We start from the raw sequence: 15,993 nt of genomic DNA, 5'->3' as shown, positions 1-15,993 counted from the left end.
AGCATCTACAATATTTGTAGCTAAGGCAACTTGACAACTTAGATTATGATTGCGAGTTGATGGTAAAAAAGCGAATCAAAAGATTCGCTTTTTTATTGAGTTATCTGATTATCAATATTTTTATAAATCAGGTTGATAATAGGTATTGATGAGATCCAATAGTGCAGATACTTTATCAAAACACTCTTGGTATTCAGCTTCACAATCTGAAGAAATGGTGATCCCACCACCAGCCCAAATTGAAACTTGATCCGCTTTCTTTTGAATGGTGCGGATCAAAATATTCCAAGAACCTGTGCCATCATAGTTAAAATAACCCATCGATCCACAATAAGCACCTCTTGGTGAGCCCTCAAGTTCTTCGATGATTTGCATTGCTCTAATTTTAGGTGCGCCTGTAATTGAGCCACCTGGTAATGCAGACATGAGAACTTCAAAAGGATGCACTTCTTTTTTAAGTGTGGCACGAACCTCACTCACCATATGGTGAACTTGATTAAATGATTCAATATCAAAAAGTTTTGTGGTTTTTACCGAGCCGATTTCAGCATAAACACTCAAATCATTTCTGAGTAAATCAACGATCATGACATTTTCAGCCTGATCTTTTTTTGAATTGATGAGCTTGTCTTTTGATATTTGGTCTTCGACTGGATCGGCATAACGAGGCATTGTGCCTTTGATTGGTTTAGTAATGACTTCGCGCTGTGATCTAAAATCAATAAAAAGTTCTGGTGAACAACTCAGAATTTCAAAGTCATGTAACTTTAAATAGCCTGCATAAGGTGCATTGGTTAATGCCCAAAACTGTTGTGCTGTTTCAACGAGTGGACCTTTTGCCTGAGCTTGAAACTCTTGCGTTAAATTAATCTGATAACAGTCACCCGCCAAAATATAGTCTTGAATTTTGTTAAAGGCTGACTGGTATTCACTTTTATCCCAACGTGATTTACAAGGTGAAATCAACTCAAAAATATCTGAATTTGTTGAGCAACTAGAGTGAAGTAGACTTACGACTTGATCATAAAGCGATTCAGCGTTGGTTTCACTACTGACAAAAATCCATGATGAATTCTCATATCGAATAAAACTGTCATATTGACCAAGATAAAACTGAGGTTGTGGCTTTGTTTGACTACATACAGATTGTTTTACAGCATGGTTGTAATCTACGAAGCCAATATAACCACCTTGAAAATAATTTGAGCATTCAGAATGATCGGTTTCTGAAAATTGTACGAATTCTTGAATCGAGTTGAGTGTGATTTTCTCTTGGTAGAGGCACGCTTGATCACGTTCAAAACAAGTCACATTTGATCCATTTATCATCAAATATTGATGAGGTAGAAAAGCAATAACAGGATTTGAGTCATTTTCTAGATAAACTAACCCAAATAATGGGATTAATTTCTCTAAAATTTGTCCTTGGGAATAATGATCTACTCTTAAGTTTTTTGAAAAAAAATAAGAGTTTATAGAGTGTGAGATGCTTTGCACTATCTCGGTAATTACTACCATAAAGTTACCACCAAGTCACAGAATTGCCGTTTATCGGGAATGGGCCATATTTTAAAAAGAGTGGTTGAACATAAGATAGCATAAGGTTAATTTAATAATGCAAATCGGACTGCTCAAGGATTCAAGTTTCGGCTGTACAAAAAACAAAAAACAGCGGAAATACGGAGAGTGGTTAACAATGAAAAAAAATGCTCTTGGGAGAGTACAAATGAAATTATTTACTAAACTTGCTTTGGTTTCATCTATCGCAATCAGTGCAAATGCAATGGCTATGCAAGCAATGGATGATGCTTCATTGAGTTCAACAACAGGTCAAGACGGTATCAATATCGGTATTAAACTCGATGGCGGGCAAATTACTGTTGATCAACTCTATGTTCATGATAATGATGGTTTGGCTGCTGGTACAAATGGTGGTACTGGTGTAGCAGGTACAATTGTAGTGGGTAATGGTACTGGCCCGGGCGTAAAAATTTCTCAAACAGATCCGAATACAAATCTTCTAGATTTGGTCATTGATTCTGATGCGGGTACAGGTGCGAATGGTGCGTTTATTAACGTTGCAGCAGCAGTGACTGGTTTAAAGGCTGAGATTGGTTCAATCGGCGTTGCAAAAGCGGGTAATAAAGACGGTGTTGTTCGTGGCGTAGTAGAAGGTAGTACGAACGAAATTCTTACTGGCTTAACCTTAACTCTTGGTTCAGTAGGTGCAAATATTCAACTGGGTGCTACACCTCAAGGTGCGATGATTGACCTTAAGTCTCAAATTGCAGGTGGCTTACAGTTATCTAATCTAGGTATTAAAGATAATGCTGGTGGCGGTACAATTCATTTGGGCGATATCCAATTGGTGACGACTGGTACAACGACTTTAGCTGCTGATGCTAAAATTAGTGTAACACCTACAGGTCTTGCAATTAAGCCTGCTGCGCAAAATATGAGTGCTTATATTACGGGTATTCGCTTAGGATCTAAAGATGTTGCTTCGATTGGTGATGTGGAAATTAAAGGTCTAAATATGGGTGCTTCTACGATCACCATTACAGGTCACTAATTTAGTTTGAATCAAAAAAACGCGTGTTGATCACGCGTTTTTTTTTAATATATCTATAAATGAATTAAAATTACTGTATTTTTCTAGAAAAAACGGTATCTTATCGATAATAAAAATATGATTTTTAATGTTTAAAATACCATGCTAAACACGGGCAATGATTGCCTAAACTAGAATAGTAAAAAATATGATAGAAATTACTTTAGGCTCGGTAATTATGTACTACTTTGCCAGCCATGCACTCGATATAAAAGAGAAACCTGCTGAAGCAGTTTATTATTCTGAAATTGCCGATCCTAGAGAAAAGTCATTCGGAAGATATCATCGTGAACCAGTCATGATTAAGCCTGCTTTAGAGGATCAATTCAGAGGAATTGTACGACAGGCTTATGATTATAGCTGTGGATCTGCAGCACTCACAACCATACTCAATGGTCATGCGGGTTTAAAGCTTACCGAACAACAGACGATGGAAGGGTTGTTGCGTTTTGGTGAATATGAACGAATCATTGAGCGACGTAGTTTTTCTTTGTTAGATATGAAGCGTTTTGTGACAGCTTTGGGGTATGAAAGTGGAGGCTACAAAGGCAAATTTGAAGATCTGATCAAACAAAAGCAACCTGCGATCGTTCCAATTCATTATGCTGGATTTAAGCATTTTGTTGTTTATAAGGCTTTTAAAGATGGTCGTGTATATGTTGCAGACCCTGCACTTGGTAATATTAGTTTTGATCAAGAGCGCTTTAAGGAAATTTGGGAAAATAATACCTTGTTTTTAGTGAATGTACCTACAGAACAACAACAAAATCTTTTAGCACTTCAAGAGTCCGATATGAGGCATGTTGAAGATGCCACAATTAATCGCTATGCCTTGGTAGATGCACAGTTTTCAACAGATCACATGAATCGTATTGCGGATAAAGCATCGACTATGCGTAAAGTAATTGACCGAGATCCTAATTCACCTACGTACAATCAGCCAATTACAACGTTTATGCGACTCTATTATAAACGTAAGTAAGGATCTAAAAATAATTCAAATAAAAATGGGTAGGATGAAATGAATAATCAATGGATGAAAAAAACGCTTTTAGCGGTGAGTATTAATGTTGTCATGGGTGGGGCTTATGCAGCTGAAACTATCGTTAAAGAGAATGAGGTTGAAGAAACAAGCTCTTCAGTTGAAACGCCAGTAGAAAGTGATACAGCTGGTTCTGCTTATGTAGAACCCGTTCAAACAAGTGAAGCACCTCAAACTGTTACACAACAAGCTGAAGCACCAACAATCAACAAGGATGAAACACCTTCTTTAAAGCCAGAAGGTGAAGGACAGGCTGCAAATGCATTACAACAAAAAGAAGGTGATGCAACCCAAGAAACGAATTTACAAGAAGTATTTACCTCCAATGAGCGTCAATATTCTCTCATCAAGAAAGGTGAAATCACCACTTTCTATGACCTTGATTATTCATATTATCGAGATTCTCAGATTAATGCTTCAATGGATGAGGGACAGCTTTATCAATTGCGTGTTGATGAGGATGCCAGCCATACCATTACCAATACATTCACTGCACAATATGGTGTCCTCGATAATCTGACTTTTAGTGCTTCAGTGCCTTTAGTGGCCAAATCAGACAATCTTAAAGATGCGACAACAGCGGGGCTGGGTGACATTAACTTAGGCGCACGTTGGGAACCGTTCCCATTGAAAGCTGGTAGATTACCTTTAATTTTATTTGGTAGTGTTTCTACCAAAACAGGTGATAGTCCTTATGAGATTAATCCAGAAACGGATCTATCCACGGGTAAAGGGTATTATTCTGTAGGTGTTGGTGCGAGCACACGTAAATATATTGATCCAGTGGTTTTATTTGCTTCAGTGTCTGCAAACTATGGTTTTAAAGAATCAGGATTGAACCAAATTCGTGGTGGTGGTAATGGTCAGGGCGAAGGTTTAACAGGGACGAATCGAATTCTTGATACCTTTGACCCTGGTATTACGGGTGGTTTTTCTTTCGGATTTGCGTACTCGTTTAACTATGACGTTTCTCTAACAATGTCATATCAACAATCTTTCAACACCAACACATCTTTTACTTATACTTCTGGTGAAAAATATAAAGCAGCGGATCAAACCAGTTCGGTATTTGCGATTGCTTTGGGTGTTCGTGTAAGCCCTGAAACGATTGTGAATGGTACTTTAGGTATTGGTCTGACTGAGGATGCGCCAGACGTATCTTTAGGGCTGTCATTCCCATTAGACATATTAGGTTTTGCCAAGAAAAAAGCGAATTAATGGAGCTACGGTATGAAATACCATCGTATACATCCATTAGTCGCTGCCATTGTACTAACGGGATGTAGCACACAAGTTTTTGCACAGCTTGGGCAAAATTTATCAGTCGATGTCCGTTCATTATCGATGGGGAATGCTGTTACTGCTGATCCTCCGGGAATAAGTGCGGTTCACTTCAACCCTGCGGCATTGACCAAAATTAAGGGTTTACAAACGGATGTTCAGGGACTTATCGCAAACTTCGATGTGCAACGTGAATTTTCTGCACCCAGTGGATATGATGTTTTTGGCTTTTCAGATGACCCTCTAGTTTGTAATGATTCACCTGATAATCCGTCAAGTTTATGTACCGATTTTAAAGGAACGGTGAGTGGTGATGTTGAATATGCGAGCTTGTATATTCCGATACTCAAAAAGGTAATTGATCTAGGCGAGGGGATTCCTGTTGCCGCCCCTACAGCTGGAATTTCCTACAATCCACCTGGTTCTAAACTGACCTATGCAACTTCTGTCTATGCTCCAATGGTTGCTGGTTTTGGTGCCGAAGATGGTAATCCCGGTAACTACATGGGTCAGCAAGTGGCCATAGAGAGGATTACCTATTTATCACCAACCATTGCCTATGAAGTCAGTGATGAGCTTTCAATTGGTGGTGGCGTGGGGATGTCGTATCAAGCCATCGCTCTAAAAACTGATCTTAGAATGCCGAATGAGCTGATTGGTGTGCTACGGATGGTCGATGAATCGGTCTGTGCTCCATTTCGTCAAAACTCAAATATCATTACCGACTTAATGCTGTTTGGTATGTGTAATGCTGATGAAGCCATGAATCCGTTTAGCAGTTTCGGTAAAATGGAAGTGGCGCTTGAACAAAGCCTGAGCCCTAGTTACAACTTAGGGGTATTATGGGAGCCGACGGATGAATTTGGTCTGGGTTTGGTTTATCAAAGCTCAGCCAAAATGCGTTTAAAAGGTAAATATAATATTCAAAATGCCAATGCACCTCGTGAGCTCATTAAGGGACTTAACTCTTCGGCTACAGGGCAAATTCTGGCTGCTATTCTCGGTTTTCCGAGTTATATCGGTCCAAGTGAATCAGGCTTATTGTCGATGGATTTAGAATACCCCGCGCATTTTCAAGCAGGGATCAAATATAAAGTTTTACCCGATTTACAAGTGAACTTCGACGTCGGGTGGACTGATTTTTCTGCTTGGGATGAGTTTAAGTTTGAATTTGATCGTCAAATTAATGCCTTAAAAATTGCTAAACTTTTATCAGCAGACGTAACAGATAAGAGTCTTTCTTTTCCGCTAGGCTTCCAGTCATCATGGAGCTGGGGAATCGGATTTGAGTATTCTGCTAATGATCGTTTAAAACTACGTGCAGGATATGAGCCTAGAACCAGTGCTATTCCAAATGATAAACGTAATACGATGGTGCCAATCAATAACGCACAATTATTCGGTTTAGGCCTTGGTTATCGCTTTGATGAAGATACTGATATCGATTTGTCGGTGGCTTTCTTAAGAAGCCGTGACAATATCCCTGCTGGTTCGAGTTCGCTTGCAAATGACACGAGTATTAATAATTTACTCTATAACCCTTATGCAGGGCTTAATGTATCGACCAATACTAAAGTCACCATTTTAGGCTTGAACTATAGAACGAGATGGTAATGAATAAAAGAAAAAGGATTTTCACATATTGTTCGTTAGTTTGTGTACAGCTTGGATTGATTCCTGTTTATGCGGCTGATTTCTATACTATCATCGGTCCAGATGGCCGTCCTATGATTGTGCAACAGCGTGAAGCAAAACCAGTTAGAGAAATAAGTAAGCCAAAAAATAGTGTAGTTCCTGAGACTTCAATCAATAACCAAGGAAAAAATCAAGAATCAAGCCCAAAGACTTTAGTTCCGAAAGTAGAAAAGAATGCACAAGCTGTTGCAAAAGATCAGCCCAAGAGTCTTCATGCTGAAGAGGCTGAGCAACATCCTGTTCAATTGAAAGAATCAAAGCCAATCAGACAGAAACATGCTCCTCCTGAAAATAGAGGCTCACTAAAGCAAAGCATTGATGATAAAAAGGTTGATCATTTATCTAAGCAACTCGAAACATCTAAAAAAGATTTTGATCCAATACGTGTCAAGGAACGTGATCAAACTATACAAAATTCAGCAAATGTGACGCCTTCTAATCAGGATTCTTCAGAGAATTTAGCTGAAAATAAAATCGCAAGTCGTGAAGTAATAACAAAAATCGACGGTGTTGAATATGTTGATAACGAATATTTGGAAGATCGCGAATTCAATTTAGAAGGTAAAAAACGTTTTTACATCATGCCTGATTCTAGTGTGGGAGGAACAAGGCGTTTTGAAACAGTGGAACGCGAAAAAGGAATATCTAAATCAGTTTTTTCAAAATTGATCAAAGCGCCTTCATTAAAAAGTGAACCAGTGGTATTAGCATCAACGTATTATCGCTTACCTAAAAATGAAGTTGTTCAGTCATTAGAACAAGGTTGTTTTCAAGGTAAAAAGATGAGTAAGGCTAAACTATTGAGTTTAGATAAAAATGAAATGGGAATTTGGCCAGTTCCGCCCATCAAAGAACAATTTGCTTATGATGTGATTAAATTAGATAAGCCTGTAGAAAATATTCATTTCACGTCTTATGCATCTTCACAAAAGTCTCCAAGTTATTATTGGCCTTTGGTTGTATTTTTAGATCAGCAAGGATGCGTGATCGAAGGTGTAAGTGGGTTTAAAAATGAAAATATCAATTCAACCTCTACAAGCTATTCTGCTTTAGAGGGTGTACTGAAAAAGCCACCCAATGCTGTTTATCTATTTATGACACCATTATCAGAAGCCGTGGACGTTCAAAATGTTCAACTCACCAATAAAGGTCAAATCAAACTCAGTGTTTTAAGATGATTGAAAAGAGTAATAAAAATGACAAATAAATTTAAGTTAAAGAAAGCCTTTCCATTTGCATTTTCAGCACTGTGTCTTGCATTGTCTGGATGTGGCGGTGGAGAGAGTTCAACCATTAATGAAGATCCAAATGGTGGTATCAAAACCTCAACCAATGGATGTGATTGGGCAAGCGAGAAATGCCAAGGTTTCGTCGTTTCTTATCCTATTTCAGGATTAAATTTTGATTGTCAGTTGGATCCAAATAACCATTTTGAAGTTTTAAAAGAGGGCAATATTTTTACTGGTGGCTGCGAAGTCAAAGATAAGGTGCATTTTTATATTCAAGGGGATAACTCAAGTCGTAGAATTGATTTAGGTGTAGTTGATCTAGCTAAATTGAGTACCTTACGACTTCAAGCTCAACCCATAGAAATTAGCTTATTGGATATCGCTTCTGGGATGACGGGTAAGCCTGCCGCCAATATGAATATCACCGATGAAACATATACAACGATGGTTGGACTTGTACGATTATTTCAGGCGATTGCCATTGATAATGGAGTCAGTAAATCTGAAGTCGATGTGCAGCCTGTCGAATTACGAATGGATCAAAAAAATGGTCTAAATGTATTAGCAAGCAATGTTGGTGCACAAGATTTCATTGATGGTTCTTATTTAACAGATTTAGCACCATGGCTGAACATAAGCAATAAAATCAGTGAAGCATCTGCGCTCACTGTGGCAGAGCAGTTGGTGAATTTGAAAAATGTGAGTATATATTTAGCTAACTTTTTTGCTTTGCAAGCTGGGAACGTCGATCTTGGAGGTTTTAACGGTACGAGTGAAAGTAATTCGAGTAAAAAAACGATTGCAAATCTCTATTTACTTACCGATCGTCAAGGGTACAGCACTGGGTATACAGTACAGTGGACTGGCATTCCTCCAGAGAGTGGTAGCGGAGGTTTGGCAAGTAACGCTCGCGTAAATTTAATTACTCAAGTCGCGCCAATTAAATCCAATATTGATTCAGGGAAAGCTGAGACCAGCGTAAAAGATTGGATCAATCCATTAAGCAACGAAATTAAAAATCCTTTAAGTTTTAAAACAGGGTTAAATACGACGGATAAATTAAATATTTTTCAAGGTAAGCTTCTCAATCAAAAAGTTATTGCTGGCAATCAGTATTACTATAAACAAGCTACGGGTGTGGATCCAGCTCCAGCAGATACGTCAACAGTGTATGGACGTTGGAATCAAAGTTTGAATGGTGAAAGTTTTAAAGGTGCAATTGATTTAACTCGAACCAATCCAGCTACCTATTTAGGAAATGACGTATTTAAAACAGAAAATACAGTTAGAGCAGGGGAAAAATATATTTTTCCACTTTATGCAACATTAAGATTTAGCTTTACTAATTCGGGTGATGCACCAGTCGAAGTGGGTATTGTGATTGATAAAAATGGCGATATTCGTTCAAATCGAACTGCAACGAGTTTAGCATCAACAAGCTGTTCAACCGTGGATCAAAATCTTGTAGATACGAATAGTGTGCAACAGTATCGCATAGGGACGACTGGCGCGACTAACTCTTCAGCAACAGATAAATCAATGACGATCCGGATGATTTTAGCACATAAAGATTTTGGCAAATTAGATGGAGCGATAGTCGGATTTAATTCTAGTTTTGCTACTTTACCAAGTAATAATCCAACTACCTCTTTAACGCTTGATGTAGTAACCAGTGGTGCGCGTATTAACTTAAAACGTTTAATCGATGATGGTATACATCCTGACGCACTGAATATATCAGACTGGAAGTCTGATACGGCAACGGTGAAATGGGATAATCTTCATGCAGTTTCCCAAAAGATATTTAATTTAGCCAATGCATCCGCAGTTACGCCTGAGCAAGCAAATCTTGCTAAATTGGATGAAGGTCGAATTGAACAGATTAAATTACTGCCATGTTCAACCTACGCGATTAAATAGACATCAGACTTAATTAAGCCATAAAAAAATCCCTCTTGATGAGGGATTTTTTAGTGTTAGTTTTAACCTGTATGATCCAATCGCGTACCCAGAGTTTCCAAATGATTTGGGAATATATTGGTTTTACGGTCTTCAAAATAATGTCTAAGTGTCCTCTCAACACTCGGGAATGCTAAGTCATCCCACGGAATTTCATGTTCTTCAAAGAGTCGGCTTTCAATAGTTTCATCACCTGCGCCAAACCGACCTTCGATTAACTTAGATTTAAATAAGACGTAAATTTGACCGATACGCGGAATATTGTACATACAATAGAGTTGTTCGATTTCAACTTCAGCCTCAGCTTCTTCACGGGTCTCGCGAGCCGCACCTTGTTCCATGGTTTCAAATAATTCCATATACCCTGCAGGAAGTGTCCACAAACCATAACGAGGTTCGATTGCACGTCGGCATAGTAAAACTTTATCTTCCCAAATGGCTAAAGCACCGCAAATCACTTTTGGGTTGACATAGTGTATGGTTTTACATTGTGTACAGACTTGACGAACTTTGTGATCGCCTAAAGGAATTTCTTCTTGAGTAGGATGTCCGCAGGCAGTACAGAAACGCATAAGCTTCATTGAAATGATAAGATAACTCAGCATAGCCTAAAATAATGAGTTTCGCATCATTTATAGCCTTGCGCATAAAATTTCATATATGATGTTATAACAACAAAAAAGAGATTTGAGTTATTGAGAATGACGGATCAGCCATTAACCCAACTTTTACAACAGCGATTACGTTTTGCAAAACGTGTGCAAGACGCGCATGCAGCTGTACTGATTGCGATTACCAATGAAGATGATCCTAAAGTTTTACTCACTCGCCGTTCGATATATATGAATAACCACGCTGGAGAAGTGTCTTTTCCTGGGGGTAAACGAGATCCCAACGATACCAGTAATATTGTGGTTGCTTTACGTGAGGCATGGGAGGAAACTGCGCTTAATCCATTTGATGTTACTTTGTTAGGTGATCTACCGATGGAACGCTCAAAGACTGGGATTTTGGTTAAACCTGTGGTTGGATTGATACCGCCTACAGTGAATTTAATCGCCCAGCCTAGCGAAATTGATCGGATCTTTTTTGCATCCCTAAAAGATATGATGTATGCCAATCCAATGCCTTATGAAGTACGTTTGGCTAAACAATCCATCTATTTTCCAAGTCTTAGAATCGAAAATGAAATTGTTTGGGGGCTGACAGCGCGTATTTTGATTTCTCTTTTTCAATACGGTTTGGACTATAAAAAGAGTTGGCCCTTTTTATTAAATTCTCCCAATTTTAAATCGTCACTTTTCAAGCCAAAGTGAATGAATTTTGTTGAATAGGTTTGAGTGATGCATGATATATATCGGAAAAAAGAGAATATTAATTTTTTGATTTTGAATTGATCAACGAGCTGATCTAAAACGCTGTAGCGATAAATAGCATTTCAATCCTAAATATTAGAATTTATTAAAAATTTGTTTTCTAAAAGTCATTAAAAGGAAAAAATAAAATGATGTATACCTTTCAAGGAATGTCACCTAAAGCCATGCATGAACCCTGGGATGGATGGGTTGCTGAAAATGCAACCGTGATTGGTCAAGTTGAACTTGGACAACAAGTCAGCATTTGGTTTGGAGCTGTGGTGAGAGCAGATAACTGTAAAATTAAAATTGGGGATTTTAGTAATGTTCAAGAAAATGTCGTACTCCATACCGATCATGGTATTGAATTAAATATTGGGGAATACGTGACCATCGGTCATCAAGCGATGTTACATGGGTGTACCATTGGAGATAACTCTCTCATCGGTATCAATGCTGTTGTTTTGAATCATGCAGTGATTGGTAAAAATTGCATTATCGGAGCCAATGCGCTCATTCCAGAAGGAAAGGTCATTCCTGATAACTCTTTGGTCATGGGCTCACCTGGCAAAGTCGTGAAAACTTTAGATGAATTTGCAGAAGCTAAACTCAAGATGAGTGCTTTGCATTATGCAGCCCATTATAAAAATTTTATTCATCTTGAAAAAATTGAGTTTTAAAGTAAACCAATGATTCGCTCATTTATGACTGAACATCATATTTAAGTTATTCATATTGATTTGAAATGAATGAGAAGTGTAAATATGCGTACTCAGGCGAGGGGAACTACTCGCTTGAATAAAATGAGTGGAGTATCATAGCGTGATTTTAACGATGTATAGGGTCATGCATGAAATTGCTTGCACTAGAAACTGCAAATGAGCAGTGTTCGGTTTCGTTAATCGATGAAAACCAGACATTATTTTTTCAGCATGATGCTCGTGCCAAGGCTCAAACTCAAACCATTCTCCCAATGATTGAGCAAGGTTTAGAAAAAACTCAAATTTCTCTTATCGATTTGACTGCGATTGCATTTAGTCGTGGTCCGGGTTCATTTAGTGGTGTCCGCATTAATGCTGCAGTGACTCAAGCTTTAGCATGGTCAAATGATTTACCTGTTATTCCTGTATCCACTTTGCAAGCACTGGCACAAGCTGCTTATCGCGAGCAAGGCATGGACCAAGTGACTGCTGTGATTGATGCGCGTATGCAAGAAGTGTATATCGCAAGCTTTAAACTCGATGATCAGCAGATTATGCAAGCTGTAGATGAGGAGAAGCTTTTAAGCTATAGCGATGCTAAACAGTATCAACAATATACGCTCATCGGTTCGGGTGCAGCACTTGTCGATGCAGAGGCGACTGAACATACACATATTTCAGCTTCGGCAGAAGACATTGCAACCATTGCAAGACAACAAGCGTTGAATAATATTTGGGTGAGTGCTGAATTGGCTTTGCCCGTATATTTACGTGATGATGCATGGAAAAAAATTGCAGATCAAAAGAAACTGTAGTTAAGGTTGTTCAATGCAAGCTAAGCTACGTTGATCCAATGATGATGAAAAAGTTAAAACCAAATAAGCGATAAAAAAGGCTATTTATGGATATTTTACTGCTGCTCAAAGCGGCGATTATGGGTATTGTTGAAGGTATTACAGAGTTTTTACCCATATCGAGTACAGGTCATTTGATTCTTGCATCCGAATTAATGAATTTTTGGACCAAGGAAAAGAGTGACGTTTTCGTTATTGCAATTCAAATGGGCGCAATTGCAGCAGTAATCTATGAATATTGGGCGAGATTGTGGGGTGCAGCAACAGGCATGTTCACAGGTGAAGAACAGGGTCGCCGTTTAGGGATTGGGCTTATATTGGCGTCGATTCCAATTGTTTTGATCGGTTTAACTTTTGGTCAAACCGTAAAAGCATTGTTATTTAATGATATTGCCATTGCGATTGGTCTGATTGTGGGTGGTCTAATCATCATCTGGATTGAAAAAAATCCGCCAGTTGTGAAAGCCGCAGAAGTTGAAAATATGACCTATAGGGACATGATTTGGGTGGGACTCATTCAGGTTCTGTCTTTAATTCCAGGGACTTCGCGTTCAGGGGCGACCATTATTGGGGCGATGTTCTTAGGCGTCTCTCGTAAAGCGGCAACTGAGTTTTCTTTCTTTTTGGGTATACCTGTCATTATCGGTGCTGGTTTATTGGATCTATATCAAAGTTATGATGTATTTCAAAGCAATGAAGATTGGGCGGTACTCGCAACAGGGACTCTGGTTTCATTTGTATCTGCTTTAATTTTAATTCGTGTCTTGGTGGCGTATGTCGCTAAACGCGATTTCATGATCTTTGCATGGTATCGCATCGTTTCAGGTTTGGTTATTTTGTTATTTGCATATACAGGTTGGAAGTTATGGTAAGCGAAATGCGCTTATTTGTAGAACAAGACTTTCAAGAGAAAGCACAGCAGTTTTCTGCTGTGCTTTCTTCTCGTGCAGTGTCTGTAAATTTAGAAGTTGTTGAAAAACTCAATGCACGGTTTTTTCGACTCCATCCTGAACTAGCACTCTGTGTGGATCAAAATGGGCTTTGGTTATGTGCCAATGGCATGAAAATGCAACCGGATTGGACAGCTGAAGTTGGGCGTTTAAAACGTGCCAGTTTAAAGTCTGAAATGATCGCACGTGCCTGTAATTTGGCTGAAAAACCCAAACTGATCGACGCAACAGCAGGATTGGGACACGATAGTTTACTCATGGCCTATCTGGGTGCAGAAGTGACTTTGGTGGAGCGTCATCCAATTTTATTTACCTTATTAGAGTCGAGCAAAAGCCAAGTAAAAAATGATCCTGTATTGGCCAGCACGGTTGCACGGATTCATTTGGTCTTTTCTGATTCAGCAGATTATCTACAACAGCAGATTGCTGCGCAAAATGAAGTTGATGTTGTTTATCTAGATCCGATGTTCCCACAACGGGATCAAAATCAAAATGCCATTAAGAAGCAAGCTCAAGTTAAAAAACAAATGCAGTTACTGCATATGTTATTGCCAGAAGATGGTGAAATGGACTTGGGTGATAATTTATTAAAACTTGCCCAAAAAATGGCGAAACGCGTCGTTGTTAAAAGACCAAGATTGGCTGTATTTTTAGATGATCAAAAGCCCGATCACCAATGGCAAGGTGATGCTTGTCGTTTTGATGCTTACTTTAAGACTAAATTTTCTGAGTAGTTTGGTAAATGATCAAATAACAGACTTAAATCTGTTATATAGTTGAAATAGCATTGATAAAAATTTAACCAAGCATAAACTAAGCATGCTGATATAGGCACCTGCATAATAGATATCCATGATAGATCTAAAACCTTCAATTAATTTTTGGCATGATTTCAAAAGTAACCAACGTGCAGGGATGTGGTTATTCTTAGGCTCAAGGAAGTCTTTGCAAATCGTACGCCCATCCATCCTTCAACTGATTTTTTGGGGAATTTTAGGGGGTGTTGCCAATAGTTTATTTAGTTGGCTCATTGCTGGTGATCTGGGAGAGTTCAATAAACAAGGTTTAGTGAGTTATGCGCTTTGGCCTTTTATTGCGTTGATTGTCGGGATCTTTTTATCCCAGCGAATTAACAATCCTCGAATGATGCTAGTACCTGCATTATTATGGTTGGTGCTCGACACACATATCGCGATTTTACAAAGTTTTATTCAATATTTGGGTATCTTAGATTGGTTGCCAAATTTCACCTATGACTACCTACCGATCTTGTTTATGGTGCTATTCGTCTGGCAAAGTTTGGCGGTGGTCTGGGTATTTGCACGTGAGTTAAAGTGGCCATGGTGGGAACGAGCATTGATTATGCTCACTACGCTATTTACGCTTATCGTTTGGCAAATGGCTGTTAAAGATCAACCGATTTGGAAAGTTGAAGCAATTCCACCTACAGTGTCTGAACAGGTTTTATATAGTCAGCCAAAGTTACTGGGCAAAGCCTTGGATCAAATCCAATTCGGTGAGTACGCGCAATCCCATTGGTATTTCATGGGTGTCGCAGGTATGACACAAGATGTATTTAAATTCGAAATTGAACGAATCAAGGAACAGTTTGATGCCCGATTTGGTACGTTTGGTCGTTCTATTGCATTGATCAATAATGCTGCTACTGGGACTGAATTTCCAATAGCCTCTAAGACCAGTATAGAGTTGGCATTGCGACGTATTGGTTCACAAATGAATCCTGAAAGTGATGTCTTATTTTTATATATGACTTCACACGGGTTACAAAATCAATTTCAAATTGAGAATGACCCCATTGATTTAGATGATGTTGATCCACAATGGTTGAGAGAGACCCTTGACAAGTCGGGAATTCGTTGGAAGGTGATTGTAATTTCAGCATGCTATTCAGGTAGTTTTATACCCGCTTTACAATCTCCAGATACGCTGATTATTACGGCATCGGCTGCAGATCGCTCATCTTTTGGTTGTTCAAATGAATCGGATTATACTTATTTTGGTCGTGCCTTCTTTGATCAAGCCATGCGCGAAAAAAGCAGTTTAAAAGCAGCTTTTGATGAAGCTTCGGGCACTGTAGCCACATGGGAACAAGCTCAAGGTTTTGAGCCTTCTGAGCCACAGTGGGTGATTGGGAAAAATATGGAATTGATGTTGCCACAGCTCGAGAAACGCTTATTCCCGCAAACTCAGACTTTAGCTAATGCGCAGGCGTTGGGGACTGAAACTATTCAACACAATGATTTAAATCAATTGAACTTAAAACCTGAAACAACAGTTCAAACTCACTAAAAATAT

14 protein-coding genes are annotated in these 15,993 nt (G+C 38.8%); 12 read left to right on the top strand and 2 right to left on the bottom strand.

Features of this window, described 5'->3' with window-relative positions:
- Positions 1-120: 120 nt before the first annotated feature.
- A complete protein-coding gene (locus tag AC5YCE_RS11580) occupies positions 121-1,518 on the bottom strand; it encodes an anthranilate synthase component I family protein (RefSeq protein WP_496172150.1) in 1,398 nt (465 codons plus the stop codon).
- 208 nt (positions 1,519-1,726) lie between these two features.
- On the opposite strand from AC5YCE_RS11580, the gene filA reads away from it, so the two are divergent.
- From filA to filF, 6 genes are all read left to right on the top strand, one after another.
- The gene (gene filA, locus AC5YCE_RS11575; RefSeq protein ID WP_496126538.1) at positions 1,727-2,572 is read left to right on the top strand and encodes a putative pilus system protein FilA; all 846 of its coding nucleotides are present in this window, start codon (positions 1,727-1,729) and stop codon (positions 2,570-2,572) included.
- Positions 2,573-2,759: 187 nt separating this feature from the next.
- Positions 2,760-3,593: a putative pilus system C39 family peptidase FilB gene (filB, locus tag AC5YCE_RS11570; RefSeq protein ID WP_496172149.1), complete on the top strand. Its 834-nt coding sequence runs from the start codon at positions 2,760-2,762 to the stop codon at positions 3,591-3,593.
- Positions 3,594-3,632: 39 nt separating this feature from the next.
- A complete protein-coding gene (gene filC, locus AC5YCE_RS11565) occupies positions 3,633-4,871 on the top strand; it encodes a putative pilus system protein FilC (protein ID WP_496172148.1) in 1,239 nt (412 codons plus the stop codon).
- Between the two features lie 12 nt (positions 4,872-4,883).
- A complete protein-coding gene (gene filD / locus AC5YCE_RS11560) occupies positions 4,884-6,548 on the top strand; it encodes a putative pilus system OmpP1/FadL family transporter FilD (RefSeq protein ID WP_496172147.1) in 1,665 nt (554 codons plus the stop codon).
- Positions 6,548-7,807 carry a putative pilus assembly protein FilE gene (filE, locus tag AC5YCE_RS11555; protein WP_496172146.1) on the top strand — a complete coding sequence of 420 codons (1,260 nt, stop codon included), beginning with the start codon at positions 6,548-6,550 and terminating at the stop codon, positions 7,805-7,807. Before filD ends, filE begins: the two co-directional genes overlap by 1 nt.
- An 18-nt stretch (positions 7,808-7,825) precedes the next feature.
- Positions 7,826-9,778 (top strand): putative pilus system protein FilF, encoded by a 1,953-nt coding sequence (gene filF, locus AC5YCE_RS11550; protein ID WP_496172145.1) that lies wholly within the window; start codon positions 7,826-7,828, stop codon positions 9,776-9,778.
- 62 nt (positions 9,779-9,840) lie between these two features.
- Here the strand turns inward: filF and AC5YCE_RS11545 are convergent, their stop codons facing one another.
- Entirely contained in the window at positions 9,841-10,389 is a 549-nt protein-coding gene (locus AC5YCE_RS11545) for an NUDIX hydrolase (protein ID WP_496126544.1), read from the bottom strand.
- Between the two features lie 129 nt (positions 10,390-10,518).
- Here AC5YCE_RS11545 and AC5YCE_RS11540 point away from each other — a divergent pair, with 129 nt between their 5' ends.
- The 6 genes from AC5YCE_RS11540 (at position 10,519) to AC5YCE_RS11515 (ending at position 15,987) form a co-directional block, all read left to right on the top strand.
- On the top strand, positions 10,519-11,133 hold the full coding sequence (locus AC5YCE_RS11540) for an NUDIX hydrolase (RefSeq protein WP_496172144.1): 615 nt from the start codon (positions 10,519-10,521) through the stop codon (positions 11,131-11,133).
- A 191-nt stretch (positions 11,134-11,324) separates the two neighbouring features.
- Positions 11,325-11,852: a gamma carbonic anhydrase family protein gene (locus tag AC5YCE_RS11535; RefSeq protein ID WP_496126575.1), complete on the top strand. Its 528-nt coding sequence runs from the start codon at positions 11,325-11,327 to the stop codon at positions 11,850-11,852.
- 170 nt (positions 11,853-12,022) lie between these two features.
- Positions 12,023-12,688, top strand: coding sequence for a tRNA (adenosine(37)-N6)-threonylcarbamoyltransferase complex dimerization subunit type 1 TsaB (gene tsaB / locus AC5YCE_RS11530; RefSeq protein ID WP_496126546.1), 666 nt, complete (start codon positions 12,023-12,025; stop codon positions 12,686-12,688).
- An 86-nt stretch (positions 12,689-12,774) separates the two neighbouring features.
- The gene (locus AC5YCE_RS11525) at positions 12,775-13,599 is read left to right on the top strand and encodes an undecaprenyl-diphosphate phosphatase (protein WP_496172143.1); all 825 of its coding nucleotides are present in this window, start codon (positions 12,775-12,777) and stop codon (positions 13,597-13,599) included.
- Positions 13,593-14,411, top strand: coding sequence for a class I SAM-dependent methyltransferase (locus AC5YCE_RS11520; protein WP_496172142.1), 819 nt, complete (start codon positions 13,593-13,595; stop codon positions 14,409-14,411). Before AC5YCE_RS11525 ends, AC5YCE_RS11520 begins: the two co-directional genes overlap by 7 nt.
- Before the next feature lie 118 nt (positions 14,412-14,529).
- Complete coding sequence (locus AC5YCE_RS11515; protein ID WP_496172141.1) at positions 14,530-15,987, top strand: C13 family peptidase; 1,458 nt, start codon at positions 14,530-14,532, stop codon at positions 15,985-15,987.
- The last annotated feature ends 6 nt before the right edge of the window (positions 15,988-15,993 follow it).

The sequence above is a fragment of the Acinetobacter sp. CY79 genome (assembly GCF_059515845.1).
Note: the sequence above shows the minus strand (reverse complement) of the source record. Positions and strands in the feature narration are given on the sequence as shown.